General features: G+C 62.0%; 15 protein-coding genes. 9 read left to right on the top strand and 6 right to left on the bottom strand.

Annotated elements, in window-relative coordinates; translation table 11 throughout:
* Positions 1-59: 59 nt before the first annotated feature.
* Both cysK and IAE33_RS14285 read left to right on the top strand, forming a co-directional pair.
* The gene (gene cysK, locus IAE33_RS14290; RefSeq protein ID WP_201163980.1) at positions 60-1,034 is read left to right on the top strand and encodes a cysteine synthase A; all 975 of its coding nucleotides are present in this window, start codon (positions 60-62) and stop codon (positions 1,032-1,034) included.
* Between the two features lie 171 nt (positions 1,035-1,205).
* A complete protein-coding gene (locus IAE33_RS14285; RefSeq protein WP_028635431.1) occupies positions 1,206-2,141 on the top strand; it encodes an aspartyl/asparaginyl beta-hydroxylase domain-containing protein in 936 nt (311 codons plus the stop codon).
* 48 nt (positions 2,142-2,189) lie between these two features.
* Here the strand turns inward: IAE33_RS14285 and IAE33_RS14280 are convergent, their stop codons facing one another.
* Together IAE33_RS14280 and IAE33_RS14275 are read right to left on the bottom strand one after the other, a co-directional pair.
* Complete coding sequence (locus tag IAE33_RS14280; RefSeq protein ID WP_201163979.1) at positions 2,190-2,648, bottom strand: DUF4265 domain-containing protein; 459 nt, start codon at positions 2,646-2,648, stop codon at positions 2,190-2,192.
* Complete coding sequence (locus IAE33_RS14275; RefSeq protein ID WP_060481352.1) at positions 2,645-3,520, bottom strand: DMT family transporter; 876 nt, start codon at positions 3,518-3,520, stop codon at positions 2,645-2,647. Before IAE33_RS14275 ends, IAE33_RS14280 begins: the two co-directional genes overlap by 4 nt.
* A 168-nt stretch (positions 3,521-3,688) precedes the next feature.
* On the opposite strand from IAE33_RS14275, the gene aceK reads away from it, so the two are divergent.
* Entirely contained in the window at positions 3,689-5,398 is a 1,710-nt protein-coding gene (aceK, locus tag IAE33_RS14270) for a bifunctional isocitrate dehydrogenase kinase/phosphatase (RefSeq protein WP_201163978.1), read from the top strand.
* 14 nt (positions 5,399-5,412) lie between these two features.
* On the opposite strand, the gene IAE33_RS14265 is transcribed toward aceK, so the two are convergent.
* The gene (locus IAE33_RS14265; protein ID WP_201163977.1) at positions 5,413-6,273 is read right to left on the bottom strand and encodes a DUF6279 family lipoprotein; all 861 of its coding nucleotides are present in this window, start codon (positions 6,271-6,273) and stop codon (positions 5,413-5,415) included.
* 164 nt (positions 6,274-6,437) lie between these two features.
* On the opposite strand from IAE33_RS14265, the gene IAE33_RS14260 reads away from it, so the two are divergent.
* Positions 6,438-7,274: a CvfB family protein gene (locus tag IAE33_RS14260; protein ID WP_028635436.1), complete on the top strand. Its 837-nt coding sequence runs from the start codon at positions 6,438-6,440 to the stop codon at positions 7,272-7,274.
* On the opposite strand, the gene IAE33_RS14255 is transcribed toward IAE33_RS14260, so the two are convergent.
* Entirely contained in the window at positions 7,275-7,655 is a 381-nt protein-coding gene (locus IAE33_RS14255) for a hypothetical protein (RefSeq protein ID WP_201163976.1), read from the bottom strand.
* A gap of 204 nt (positions 7,656-7,859) precedes the next feature.
* On the opposite strand from IAE33_RS14255, the gene IAE33_RS14250 reads away from it, so the two are divergent.
* Positions 7,860-8,048 carry a CsbD family protein gene (locus IAE33_RS14250; RefSeq protein WP_028635438.1) on the top strand — a complete coding sequence of 63 codons (189 nt, stop codon included), beginning with the start codon at positions 7,860-7,862 and terminating at the stop codon, positions 8,046-8,048.
* A 157-nt stretch (positions 8,049-8,205) separates the two neighbouring features.
* A complete protein-coding gene (locus IAE33_RS14245) occupies positions 8,206-9,165 on the top strand; it encodes a YihY/virulence factor BrkB family protein (protein ID WP_201163975.1) in 960 nt (319 codons plus the stop codon).
* Here IAE33_RS14245 and IAE33_RS14240 read toward each other — a convergent pair.
* Positions 9,140-9,541 carry a GNAT family N-acetyltransferase gene (locus IAE33_RS14240; RefSeq protein ID WP_268933260.1) on the bottom strand — a complete coding sequence of 134 codons (402 nt, stop codon included), beginning with the start codon at positions 9,539-9,541 and terminating at the stop codon, positions 9,140-9,142. The two genes, IAE33_RS14245 and IAE33_RS14240, sit on opposite strands and share 26 nt — an antisense overlap.
* Before the next feature lie 295 nt (positions 9,542-9,836).
* Here IAE33_RS14240 and IAE33_RS14235 point away from each other — a divergent pair, with 295 nt between their 5' ends.
* Together IAE33_RS14235 and IAE33_RS14230 are read left to right on the top strand one after the other, a co-directional pair.
* The gene (locus tag IAE33_RS14235; protein WP_028635440.1) at positions 9,837-10,094 is read left to right on the top strand and encodes a DUF2790 domain-containing protein; all 258 of its coding nucleotides are present in this window, start codon (positions 9,837-9,839) and stop codon (positions 10,092-10,094) included.
* Positions 10,095-10,223: 129 nt separating this feature from the next.
* Complete coding sequence (locus tag IAE33_RS14230) at positions 10,224-10,865, top strand: LysE family translocator (protein WP_201163973.1); 642 nt, start codon at positions 10,224-10,226, stop codon at positions 10,863-10,865.
* A gap of 51 nt (positions 10,866-10,916) precedes the next feature.
* Here the strand turns inward: IAE33_RS14230 and IAE33_RS14225 are convergent, their stop codons facing one another.
* The gene (locus IAE33_RS14225) at positions 10,917-11,387 is read right to left on the bottom strand and encodes a MaoC family dehydratase (RefSeq protein ID WP_028635442.1); all 471 of its coding nucleotides are present in this window, start codon (positions 11,385-11,387) and stop codon (positions 10,917-10,919) included.
* 292 nt (positions 11,388-11,679) lie between these two features.
* Here IAE33_RS14225 and fadD2 point away from each other — a divergent pair, with 292 nt between their 5' ends.
* A complete protein-coding gene (fadD2, locus tag IAE33_RS14220) occupies positions 11,680-13,368 on the top strand; it encodes a long-chain-fatty-acid--CoA ligase FadD2 (RefSeq protein ID WP_201163972.1) in 1,689 nt (562 codons plus the stop codon).
* The last annotated feature ends 277 nt before the right edge of the window (positions 13,369-13,645 follow it).

The raw sequence follows: 13,645 nt of genomic DNA, 5'->3' as shown, positions 1-13,645 counted from the left end.
GCCGGCACCGGCTTACCCTTGAAGCCTTTCTGTGCCTCTTCATGCCAAGGACCCCTGCCATGAGCCGTATCTACGCAGACAACGCCCATTCCATCGGCAATACGCCGCTGGTGCAGATCAACCGCATCGCCCCGCGCGGCGTGACCATCCTGGCCAAGATCGAAGGGCGCAACCCGGGTTACTCGGTCAAGTGCCGCATCGGCGCCAACATGGTCTGGGACGCTGAAAGCACCGGCAAGCTCAAGCCCGGCATGACCATCGTCGAACCCACCTCCGGCAACACCGGCATTGGCCTTGCTTTCGTCGCCGCCGCCCGTGGCTACAAACTGATGTTGACCATGCCCGCCTCCATGAGCCTGGAGCGGCGCAAGGTGCTCAAGGCGCTGGGCGCCGAGCTGGTGCTGACAGAACCTGCAAAAGGCATGAAGGGCGCCATCGAGAAAGCCAACGAAATCGTGGCTTCGGACCCGGCGCAGTACTTCTTGCCAGGGCAGTTCGAAAACCCCGCCAACCCGGCCATCCATGAAAAGACCACCGGCCCGGAAATCTGGAACGACACCGACGGCGCCGTGGATGTGATCGTCGCCGGCGTGGGCACGGGCGGTACCATTACCGGTGTGTCGCGCTACATCAAGCACACCCAGGGCAAGGCCATCACCTCTGTAGCCGTCGAGCCTGTGTCGTCACCCCTGATCACCCAGACGCTGGCGGGTGAGGCGCTGACCCCAACGCCGCACAAGATCCAGGGCATCGGCGCAGGTTTCGTGCCGAAGAACCTCGACCTGTCCATCGTCGACCAGGTGATGACGGTGTCTGACGAAGAAGCCAAGGCCATGGCCATTCGTCTGATGCAGGAAGAGGGTATCTTGTGTGGTATCTCCTGCGGCGCCGCCATGGCTGCCGCGGTGCGGCTGGCGGAAAAACCCGAAATGCAGGGCAAGACCCTGGTCGTGATCCTGCCTGACTCCGGCGAGCGGTACCTGTCCAGCATGCTGTTCAGCGATATGTTCAGCGAGCAGGAAAACCAGCAGTAAGGCCGCCTGGCGCTGACCCGGCGCAACACTTTCTCGCGGGCTTCATTGCACAATCTTCATGAGTGAGATCCCGCCCAGGTTGTTTTTACCTCGGCGGGATCGGTTTATGATGGCGGGATGATTTTAAGGAGGGCGGCCGCCCGGGCCGGTCCCTTCCCCTAGGAGTGATGCATGACCTTATCCTTTGCAGCCAAGGCGGGTGTCTTGCTGGTGTTCTTCGGCAGCGTGCTGTACGTGCACCTGCGAGGCAAGGCGCGCCTGCCGGTGCTGCGCCAGTTCGTCAACCATTCGGCGCTGTTTGCTCCCTACAACAGCCTGATGTATCTGTTTTCCGGTGTGCCATCCAAGCCGTACCTGGACCGCCAGCGCTTCCCGGAACTGGACGTGCTCAAGGACAACTGGCAGGAAATCCGCGAGGAGGCGATGCGCCTGTTCGACGAGGGTTACATCCGTGCCGCCGAAAAGGACAACGACGCCGGCTTCGGTTCGTTCTTCAAGAAAGGCTGGAAGCGCTTCTACCTGAAGTGGTACGACAAGCCGTTGCCTTCGGCCGAGGCCCTTTGCCCACGCACCGTGGAGCTGGTCAGCAGCATCCCCAACGTCAAGGGCGCCATGTTCGCCCTGTTGCCGGGTGGCAGCCACCTCAACCCGCACCGCGACCCGTTTGCCGGCTCGCTACGCTACCACCTGGGGCTGTCCACGCCCAATTCCGATGCCTGCCGCATCTACGTCGATGGCGAGCCTTACGCCTGGCGTGATGGCCAGGACGTCATGTTCGATGAAACCTATGTGCACTGGGTCAAGAACGAAACCGACGTCACCCGGGTGATCCTGTTCTGCGACATCGAACGCCCGCTCAGCAGCCCGCTGATGGTGCGTATCAACCGCAAGGTCAGTGCTTTCCTGGGCCGTGCCACTGCGCCGCAAAACACCGATGAAGAGCGCGTAGGCGGGATCAACCAGGCCTACGCCTGGAGCAAGCGCTTCAGCAACCGCATCAGCACCCGTGTGAAGCAGTTCAAACGCGCCAACCCCAAGGCCTACCGCATTCTGCGGCCGGTACTGGCGGTGGTGGTGGCCTACCTGCTGTACCGCTGGTTGTTCTAAGCCCTCGCGCAGCCGGCCCAGGCCACACCTGATGGCCAGGGCCGGCGGTTAGCGCAAATCGTCAGGGATGCGATGGCGCAGTACGCCTTCTTCGAAATCGAGCACGCCGGCTTCGCGCTGGGTCACCAGGTAGTACAGCAGAGTATCGGGCACCTGCTCCGGCAACACGTGCACCGCCAGCATCCTCACGGCCTTCTCCGCCTCGCACACGCAACCGAACTCCACCAGTGCGGCCTGCACCTGCTGCAGGCTTTCCGGCGGCCTCACAATTACCCGGAACACCGAGCTACCGCCACTGTGCAGGACGCCCTGGAACCAGGCTTCTGCCCCTTCCTCGCGGGCGGCGACCAGGTCGCCCGGTGCGACGCCGTAGACATGAAAAGGGATGCTGTCGACCCGGTAGCCACCCTGTTCTGGCCGTGCCCACAGCCCTTCCACCGAGGCCGGTGGGTAGCCGCTCTCGTCCTGTGCCAGGCGGAACAGCACCTTGCGGTAGCCGCTGCTCATCGGCGGGCCGGGCGCAGCACCAGCCACAGCGCCGCGCCGATCAGCAGGCCGCCGTACAGGTGCGCCATGGACAGCGGCTCATCCAATAGCCATGCCCCCCACAGCACACCGAACGCCGGGATCAGGAAGGTCACGGTGCTGGCCTTGACCGGGCCGATTTCCGCCAGCAGCCGGAAGTACAGGATGTAGGCGAAGGCGGTGCACAGCAGCCCCAGGCCCAGCAGCGACAGCCACACCTGCCAGCCTCCCCAACTGGCAGGTGGCTGGCTGAGCGCGCTCCAGGCGAATACAGGGCTGAGCAGCAAAGTGGCGCCGAGCATGCTGCCCAGCGCCGACAGGCGGCTGTCCAGGCCGCCGACCCAGCGCCGGGCCAGAAAACCGGCAAACCCATAGCAGGTGGTCGCCGCCAGGCAGGCCAGCGCACCTTGCAGCAGGGCCGCGTCCAGTGCCACCGGCCCGGCGCCACTTAAAATGGCGACGCCAAACAGGCCCAGGAAAATGCCGCACAGCTTGGCGAGGGTCATGGGCTCTTTGAAGAACAGCACGCCGATCAGTACACCCATCAACGGTGTCGTGGCATTGAAAATGGCTGAATAGCCGGCTGGCAGCACTTGAGCTGCGACCGAGTAGAAGGTTGCCGGGATGCCGGAGTTGATCATGCCCAGCACCAGGCAAGCGCCCAGCTTGCCTTGGAAATCCCAGCGCACACCTGCAGCGGCCACAATCGCGATCAGCCCCAGGCAGGCGATGGACACGCGGAAAAACGCCGTGGGCACCGTGCCCAGTTCGGGCGCGATGATACGCATGAACAGGAAGCTCGCGCCCCAGACGGCGGCAAGGGTTAGCAGGCGGGCTAGAGCGATGGGGCTCATGGCAGTCTCCGGGGGCGTGGCTGGGGGCGCGAGTGTACGCGAGGCAGCAGGGGGTTTCTTGTGCTTTCTTGCGCTGCAACCTGGGCAGCTACATTTGCAGGCAGGGGCCTCACACGCCAGGGCGAGCGGCTAAGCTGTGTATCTCCGCCCGCCACCGAGGTGCCCGGTATGCCCCATCCCTGGCCTGCAGCCGCCATTGCCCGCTTGATGCTCACCGGCTTCGACGGCTATCGCGAGCATTTCCAGCGCATCACCCTAGGCGCACGTGAGCGCTTTGAACAGGCACGCTGGCAGGAGATCCAGCACACGGCCGCTGCGCGCATCACCCTCTACGAGGAACAGGTCGCTGTGGCCAACCAGCGGCTGCGCGAGAGCTTTGCCGCCGAGGTGCTGCTGGACGTGGCACAGTGGCCGCAGGTTAAAAACGCCTATATCCAGCTGATTGACCCGCGGCTGGACGATGAACTGGCCGAAACCTGGTACAACTCGGTGTTCTGCAGCCTGTTCAGCCATGACCTGATCAGCGACCAATGCATGTTCATCCACAGCACACGCCCAACGTTGCGCCGGCGCGCCGCACAAACCCGTACCTATCGCCCCGACGGCGGCCTTGCCGGGCTGTTGCAGGCCATCTTCGCCGACTACCGGTTCCACATCCCTTACGCCGACCTCGACGGCGACCTGCTGCGGCTGGAAGCGCAGCTTCGTGAATGCCTGCCCGATTGGGTGTGCCGCGACCCAGCGCTGGCGGTGGAGCTGTTCGTGCCGGTGCTGTACCGCAACAAGGGCGCTTACCTGGTCGGCCGGTTATACAACGGCGACGAACAATGGCCGCTGGTAATTGCCCTGGTGCACCGGGAGGGGCAGGGCATCGAGGCCGATGCCTTGATCACCGACGAGGCTGAAGTCTCGATCATCTTCTCCTTCACCCGCTCCTATTTCATGGCTGATGTGCCGGTGCCGGGTGAGTTCGTGGGCTTTCTCAAAAGCATTCTGCCGGGCAAGCATGTGGCCGAGCTGTATACCTCCATTGGTTTCTACAAGCAGGGCAAGTCCGAGTTCTACCGCGCCCTGATCAACCACCTGGCTGGCAGTGACGACCGCTTCGTCATGGCCCCCGGGGTGCGTGGCATGGTGATGAGCGTGTTTACCCTGCCGGGCTTCAACACCGTGTTCAAAGTCATCAAGGACCGTTTCTCGCCGTCAAAAACCGTCGACCGCGCCACCGTGATCGACAAGTACCGGTTGGTGAAGAGCATCGACCGGGTAGGGCGCCTGGCCGATACCCAGGCCTTTGCCGACTTCCGCTTCCCCGTGGCGAGGTTCGCGCCGCAGTGCCTGGCCGAGTTGCTCGAGGTGGCGCCCTCCACCGTGGTGCTTGAGGGCGATACGGTGCTGATCCGCCATTGCTGGACCGAGCGGCGCATGACACCGTTGAACCTTTACCTGGAACAGGCCAGCGAGGCCCAGGTGCTGGAGGTATTGGAGGATTACGGCCTGGCCATCAAGCAGCTGGCGGCGGCGAACATCTTCCCTGGCGACATGCTGCTGAAGAACTTCGGTGTGACGCGTCATGGCCGGGTGGTGTTCTACGACTACGACGAGATCAGCTATCTGACGGAGGTTAACTTCCGCCATATCCCGCCGCCGCGCTACCCGGAAGACGAACTGTCAGGCGAGCCGTGGTACTCCATTGGGCCCCATGACGTGTTCCCCGAGGAATTCCCGCCCTTTCTGTTTGCCGACCTGGGCCAGCGGCGCCTGTTCACCCGCCTGCATGGCGAGCTGTTCGATGCCAGCTATTGGCAAGGCCTGCAGGCGGCGATACGCGGTGGCAAGGTGATCGACGTGTTCCCCTATCGGCGCAAGGCACGTTGAACATCGCCTGGCCCTTAGTCCTTCAGGCACTTGAGCGTGCTGAAATCGGTGCGCACTTTTGCCAGCCGTGCCTGCAGCACCTGGCGCTGCTGCGGCGTGCTCTGCTGTAGCAGGTCTACCAACAGGCTGCGGGCCTGTTGTTCGGTGTTCTGGAAGGCCTGGCGGTATTCAGGCGTCCATAGGCTCTCCTTGCTCTGCAGCAGCGTGGCCATGCGGGCCGGGAAGCTGGCATCGCTGCGTTGGTTCACCGCCAACAGCAGTTGCTGTTGCCAGTGGGCGCGGTTGGCAATCCATTCGCGGTTCTGGTCCCCCAGCGCTTGCGACCAGGCGACCACGCGCTGCTTCTGGCCGGGGCTCAGTTCACCCAGCCACGGTTTCAGGCGTTTCTGCATACGTTCGGCCCGCTCGGCAATTTGCTGGGGCAGGGGAGTATCTACGTATTCCTTGCGGCGCTCGGCGATGTCATCACGAAAAGCCTCGCGCATCTCTGCTACCTGCGCATCGCTCATGCCGCGCAGCAGTTCAGTGGCGGACGGGGTAATTTCGGCTGCCACCCGGCCAATCGCCTCGCGGGCCTCATGGGTACGCTGCTGCAAGGCCTGGTCGGTGACCTGATTGTTGGCCACCATGTCGCGCAGCCGGTCGAGCCAGTCGAGGTAGCCAGGCAGCTGGGTCTTGCAGTGCCACGCCAGGTGCTCCCTGAGCCGATCGTCGAGCAGGGCCTTCTGGTCACGGTTCATGTCCAGGTAGTCGCCCAGCGACCACGGCACCAGGCGGTCGAGGTTGCGGTAGGCCAGGTCGATCCGGCTGCAGGCGCCCAGGGCCAGAACCACCCCCAGCGTGACAAGCGCGGTCTTGAGCAGGCGAAGCGGCATAAGCTGTTCCTTGCAGTGGCGGCCAATCGGTAGACGCAGCAGGGTGGCGACGGTTCAACCGGGTCATCTGCCTGTAGCATGGGAGGCCGGTAACCGTCCGGAAGCTTTGACACCACCCGCTGTCTATCCGGAAAATAGCCCCCTTGACTTGAGGATGTACCGAAATGGCTCTGCTTGGGCGTTACAACAGTTTGCAAATTGTGAAACACGTGGACTTCGGGTTGTACCTGGACGGCGGTGCCGACGGGGAAATTCTGCTGCCAGGGCGCTACATCCCGAAAGGCGCAGAAACCGAGGTGGACGACTGGCTCAACGTGTTCATCTACCTGGACAGCGAAGACCAACTGATCGCGACCACCGAAAAGCCCAAGGTGCAGGTGGGCGAGTTCGCCAGCCTCAAGGTCAAGGACATCAACGGTGCGGGTATCTTCCTGGACTGGGGTCTGTCCAAGGACCTGCTGATGCCGTACTCCGAAGAAGCCCGCCCGCTGAAGATCGGCGACTACTGTGTGGTGCACGTCTACCTCGACAAACGCACCCGGCGCATCACCGCCACCTCACGCCTGGACCGCTACCTGGACGTTGCGCCTGCGGACTACAAGCCAGGCCAGCCGGTGGAGTTGCTGGTTGCCGGTGAAACGCCCATGGGGTTCAAGGCAATCATCAACAACCGCCATTGGGGCTTGATCCACAAGAATGAGGTGTTCAAGTTCCTGCGCTCTGGCATGCACGAGAAAGGCTTCATCAAGGAAATACGTGCCGACGGCAAGATCTCCCTGAGCCTGCAGCCGGTGGGGGCGGCGCTGTCCGACGACCTGCAGGCGCAGATCATGGCCCGCCTGGAGGCCGAAGGTGGGGTGCTGGGCGTGTCTGACAAGAGCGACCCGGCGCTGATCAGCAAGCTGTTCAATGTCAGCAAGGGCAACTTCAAGAAAGCCATTGGTGGCCTGTTCAAGCAGGGCCGCATCGTCATCCATGACGACCGCATCGAGAAGGCCTGATCAGCCCTGTACGAAGCTGCGGAAATCCAGGTGCTCGCCGCCTGGGCGGGTGTCGCGCAGCAGTGAGTCGCGGTCGGCGCTCAGGGCCAGGCTGATGGTGGAGCGGCGCTTGCCAGGGTTGCGCACCTCCATCTGCTCCTGGTGCGCGCGCAGGAAGTTGACGGGCACTTTCAGGTGTTGCAACTCGTCGCTTTCCGGGGTGTGAAGCAACAGGTTGACCCAATCTGGCTGGCCCTTGCGCAGTAGTGCCACCGGCACGTCGAACCACCACAGGTTGCGCTTGTGGTCGAGGATGGCGAACAGGGTGTTGGCGCTGGTCAGCACTGGCCGGGCCAGTGCATCGTTGCGCCGCGCAATGGCGGCGGGTTTGTCGAGTTTCATGCAGGTTCCTGCGGGTTGAAGCCTTCAAAGCCTGCATTGTGAGGGGTGGCACCGGGCGCGGCAAGGCTTGGGGCTGTGGTGTGGTGCAGGTGCGCTGCGCCTACCGCTTGGCATTGTGTGCAAAATTTCTTGAAACTCTTGCGCAAGCGGCCGAGTCCACCCTTTGTCGGCACGATACGCGTGTCACATCACAGGAGTTTTGCCATGAGCGGTACTGGAGATAAAGCGAAAGGCTTGGCCAACGAAGCGATGGGCAACGTCAAGCAGGGCATCGGCAAGGTGACCGACAACGACAAGCTCAAGGCCGAAGGCAAGGCGCAGGAACTCAAGGGTGAAGCGCAGCAGGTCAAAGGCGATGTGAAGGACGCTGTTAAAAAGGCAACCGACAAGTAATGCCCGATGCTTGGCCGCCTTCATGCCCGTGCGCAGAGGGCGGCAACAAGCTGCGTGAGTTTTTTGCATTTTTTGTAACACTGCCGGGAGCAGCGCGCTCAGCGCATGGTCTATTAGACTTAACAGTCACATCGATAGAGCGGCGAAAGGAGACGCTATGATTTTTTCCGCCCTGCAGGGCCTGCCCCTGCACCGCGTGTTGGTGCGCACCGTCAAGGAGTTCCTTGATGACGAAATGTCCACCTACGCCTCCGCGCTGGCTTATCAGGCGCTTTTCTCGTTATTCCCCTTCCTGCTGTTCCTGATCGCCCTCATCGGCTTCCTGCACCTGCCTGACTTTTTCTCGTGGCTGCGCTTGCAGTCCGAGCTGGTGCTGCCTCCGCAGGCACTGGAACAGGTCAACCCGGTGATCGACCAGTTGCAGCAGTCGAAGGGTGGCTTGCTGTCGGTGGGTATCGTGATTGCCTTGTGGACCGCCTCGGCCGGTGTGCGGCTGATGATGAGCGCCATGAACGCCGCCTATGATGTGCCCGAGGGGCGGCCGGTATGGAAGCGTATCCCGCTGTCGATCTTCTATACCGTCGGCTTGGCCGGCATGCTGCTGGCCGCAGCAGCACTGATGGTACTGGGGCCGCAGGTGATGGAGTGGATCGCCTCGCAAATCGGTATGCAGGAGTTCATCGTTACGCTGTGGACCATTCTGCGCTGGCCGGTGATCGTCATTCTGCTGATGGTGGCGGTGGCGCTTATCTACTACGTGATGCCGGATGTGAAACAGAAGTTTCGCTTCATTACCCCAGGCTCGGTACTGGCGGTGGTGGTGTGGATCGTGGCTTCGTTGGGCTTTGCCTACTACGTGAAAACGTTTGCCGACTACAACGCCATGTACGGGAGCATCGGGGCAATCATCGTGCTGCTGCTGTACTTCTACATTTCAGCCGCCGTGCTGCTGCTTGGCGCTGAAATGAATGCGGTAATCGAGCACATGTCTGCCGAGGGCAAGGACCCTGGGGAGAAGGACTTCGACGGTGAGAAGTCGCAAGAGAATGTAAAAGTGCTGGGGCATGAGCACCCGGCGCCCACAGAGCCTGCTACTGCCGAGCCTCAACCACGCTGACAGCATCGCCATACTGGCGGCGTTGCAGCGCTACCAGCGCCTTGCTGCGCTGGTAGCGCTGCAGCCGGCTGGCCAGCGCCTGGGGCAGGTGATCGGCAGGGCCAAAGCCAACACTTGCATAGAACGGCTGCAGTGTCGGGTGGCAGAACAGCCAGGCCGTACCATACGGTTGGCACAATGCTGCTTCGATCAGCGCACGTGCGATTCCCGTACCTCGCCGTTGTGGCGCCACGAACAGGCCAGTCAGCCACCAGCCACCCTCGATACAGGACAGGCTTAGGCCCGCAACGATCTCTGGCGCCCTCGCCACCCACAGTTGACCGTCGCCAGAGGCACGCATGCGGGACCCCTGCTGGCGGTAGAAATGGTCGAGCAGCCGGTGTTGCGTGTGGCAAAGCTGTGTGCAAGCAAGAGGCTGTGAAATAGCGCGCTCCTGGAAATGGCGATGACGGATGGCGCGTACGTTGTCGCAGATTGTTGCAAATACGGCAAGGGTGAATATCCGACTGCGGGGTTCAACTATTACCTGGCAGGCGTAGAATTTCCTCATCCCCCCTGTAGTAAGAAGCGGGATCGGTACTTCGTGCCATCGGTAGCCCGATGGCAACTTCTCCGGGCCGGCGACGGCATCAGAAGTCAATCGATCAGCTTGAAACATGAAGGCATTCAACATGAAACCACTACTGATACTTGCGTTGGTCGGTATGTCCTCGTTCGCCCTCGCAGACCCTTCTGCGCCTGCTTCCAATGAGCCGGTGGCGCAGCAGTATGACTACTCCATGAACCTCGACATCAAGCGTGTCATCAACCTGTCGACCATCCCCAACGTGTGCGAAGTGGTGCCTGCCACCATGACCTACGAAGACCACCAAGGCCAGGTGCACACCGTTCAATACCGTGCCATGGGCGGCGGCTGCCAGCAGGGATGACGGCTCAGGTATACGCCTTGGCGTCGACCCGTGGGGCGGCAGCGCCCGGCCCACGGGTTGACTCTTCCCAGCTACTGCGCAGTCGTGGCAGGCTCTACGCCGCCCATTTACACCGTCGCAGAGCTTCCAATGCCTTTTTCCAATGGTTTTCTCCTCAGCCTGTCCCTGTGCCTGGACATCGGTATAGCCAACATCGCCATGATTACGCTGGCCATGCAGCGTGGCTTTCTGCAAGGGTTCTGGCTTGGCCTTGGCACGTGTGTGGGTGATTTGCTGTATGCCATCGCCGCGTTAGCAGGCATGACCGTGTTGCTGCAATTCGAAGCCGTGCGCTGGGCCTTGTGGCTGGGCGGTTCGGCGCTGCTGGTGTGGTTTGCCATCAAGATGGTGCTGGCCGCCTGGCGCGGCGGGCATATGCAGGCGAGCGCCAACGTGGCCGTGGAATCTGGTTGGCGCGAGTTTTTACGCGGCATCTTCCTGGCGATGTCCTCACCCAGCGCCATCTTGTGGTTCGCGGCAGTAGGGGGCGTGCTGATATCCCGCTCTGGCGGCGGCAGCCTGGTGGACGCGGGGTTGTTTCTGGCAGGGTTCTTCGTGGCCGGGCTGGTGTGGTGCATGAGCCTCTGCGGCATTGCCAGCCACGGCGGGCGCCTGCTGGGTGATCGCTTGCTGACGTGGTCGTACGTGCTGTCTGCGCTGATCTTCTGTTATTTCGCAGTGTACGTGATCGTATCGGGTTACCAGGAATTCATCCTCGGGCGCGCAGCGTAAGCGCGCTTGCAGGGGCTGCGCAGGCAGCCCCGGCCATGCCGCAAGCCAGGTTCAGCTGGCAACGAAATTCGGTGGCGATACCAGTTCTACGGTCTGTTGCTTGCGCGGTGCCAGGATCTCGGCCTCGCCCTGAACGACCAGTTCGTCGTTCTGATTGAACACGTTGGTGGCGATACGCACCTTGAACTTGGGCAGTTTTTCGAGAATCTCCAGGCGCACGGTCAGGGTGTCGCCGATTTTCACCGGTTTCTGGAAGCTCATCTGCTGCCCCAGATAGATGGTGCCAGGGCCGGGCAGGGTGCACGCCACTGCCGCGCTGATCAGTGCGCCGCTGAACATGCCGTGGGCGATGCGCTCGCGGAACATGCTCTTGGCGGCGAATTCGGCGTCCAGGTGCACCGGGTTGTGGTCGCCGGACATGGCGGCGAACAGCTGGATATCGCGCTCTTCCACAGACTTCTTGTATTCGGCCTTCTGGCCGACTTCTAGGGCTTCGTAAGGCGTGTTGCTGACCTGGGACATCGGGGCTTCCTTAAGCAGTACATGTCGGTGGTGGTCGCGCACGGGGCGTCGGCCAAGACGGGTGAGACGCTTGCCGGTGTCGACCGGATCACATTCGCGCCCAACACAGTGTATGCCCAGCGGGCCAGATTGCAGGAAGGGCACAAATAAGATTCACAATGTTAATGGCGGTGTCAGGCGTGTGGGCCGCGCTGCGCTTACCTGCTAACGTCGAATCAACGCCTGGCCGCTACGCGCCCGGGCACCTGGATAAAAGGACGCAGTGCAGGTCCCGGCAGAGGAACAATAATAAATGCAAGCCGACTTCTGGAACGACAAACGCCCGGCGGGCGTGCCCTCCACCATCGATCTTCAGGCCTACAGCTCCGTGGTCGAAGTCTTCGAGCGCTCCTGCAAGCGCTTTGCCGATCGCCCCGCCTTCAGCAACCTGGGGGTGACGCTGACCTACGGCGACCTGGAGCGGCTATCGGCGGCATTCGCCACCTGGCTGCAGCAACACACCCGCCTGAAACCTGGCGACCGTATCGCTGTACAGATGCCCAACGTGTTGCAGTACCCGATCGCCGTGTTCGGCGCCATGCGCGCCGGGCTGATCGTGGTCAATACCAACCCGTTGTACACCGAACGCGAGATGCGCCACCAGTTCAAGGACAGCGGTGCCCGCGCGCTGGTGTACCTGAACATGTTTGGCCAGCGGGTTCAGGCGGTGTTGCCCGATACCGGTATCGAATACCTGATCGAGGCGAAGATGGGCGACCTGTTGCCTACGGCCAAGGGGTGGCTGGTGAATACCGTGGTGGACAAGGTGAAGAAGATGGTGCCGGCCTACCATCTGCCCCAGGCCCTGTCATTCAAACAGGCGCTGCGCCAAGGGCGCGGTGGTTCACCGAAGGCTGTGCCGCTTGGCCTGGACGACATCGCGGTGCTGCAGTACACAGGCGGCACCACGGGCCTGGCCAAGGGGGCCATGCTCACCCACGGCAACCTGGTTGCCAACATGCTGCAGGTACTGGCGTGCTTCTCACAGCATGGGCCAGATGGCCAGAAGCTGCTCAAGGACGGCGAGGAAGTGATGATCGCCCCCTTGCCGCTGTACCACATCTATGCGTTCACAGCGAACTGCATGTGCATGATGGTAACCGGCAACCACAACGTACTCATCACCAACCCACGGGACATTTCCGGCTTCATCAAGGAGTTGGGCAAGTGGCGGTTTTCCGCATTGCTGGGCCTCAACACCCTGTTCGTTGCCCTGATGGACCACCCTGGGTTCCGCCAACTGGACTTCTCGGCGCTGAAAGTCACCAACTCTGGCGGCACTGCCCTGGTCAAGGCCACGGCCGAGCGCTGGGAGCAACTGACCGGGTGTCGCATCGTCGAAGGCTACGGCCTTACCGAAACCTCTCCTGTAGCCAGTACCAACCCTTATGGTCAACTGGCGCGCCTGGGGACAGTGGGTATCCCGGTGGCAGGTACTGCATTCAAGGTTATCGACGACGAGGGCAACGAACTGCCGCTGGGTGAGCGGGGCGAGTTGTGCATCAAGGGGCCGCAGGTAATGAAGGGCTACTGGCAGCAGCCCGAAGCCACGGCCCAGGCGCTGGATGCCGATGGCTGGTTCAAGACAGGCGACATTGCCGTGATCGACCCGGACGGCTTTACCCGCATCGTCGACCGCAAGAAGGACATGATCATCGTCTCGGGTTTCAACGTGTACCCCAACGAGGTGGAGGATGTGGTCATGGCCCACCCACAGGTTGCCAGCTGCGCGGCCATCGGTGTGCCCGACGAGCGCTCCGGGGAGGCGGTCAAGCTGTTCGTGGTGCCCCGTGAGGGTGGCGTGAGCGTGGATGAGCTGAAGGCCTACTGCAAGGCCAACCTCACCGGTTACAAGGTGCCCAAGCACATTGTGCTGCGCGACGCGCTGCCGATGACGCCGGTTGGCAAGATCTTGCGCCGGGAGCTGCGCGACGCCGGCTGAACCCCAGGCATGCGGCAGGTTAGGGCGGCTTGGATGCTCTAGGCTGCCGCATACAGGTTTAAGAAGGCTGTCTGAAGTCACTTGCTCTAGATGTGACCATAACTAGCCAAATAGTCATTTTTGTGACCTTACGGCCTTTCGTAGCCTCTGGTCGACCCCAGGCAAAGCTGCTAATCTCGCCCCGTTTTCAGATGATCCGGTTTGCAACGCGCCGTCATCTCATATCAATAATAAGCGCCTCGATGCGCGAACCGAACTTCGCTGTTGCTGAAGGAGT

Origin of the sequence: Pseudomonas sp. S60, from assembly GCF_016647865.1 — a bacterium.
In the GTDB taxonomy this organism is placed as follows: Bacteria; Pseudomonadota; Gammaproteobacteria; order Pseudomonadales; family Pseudomonadaceae; genus Aquipseudomonas; species Aquipseudomonas parafulva.
This window is presented reverse-complemented; position numbering and strand designations above follow the sequence as displayed.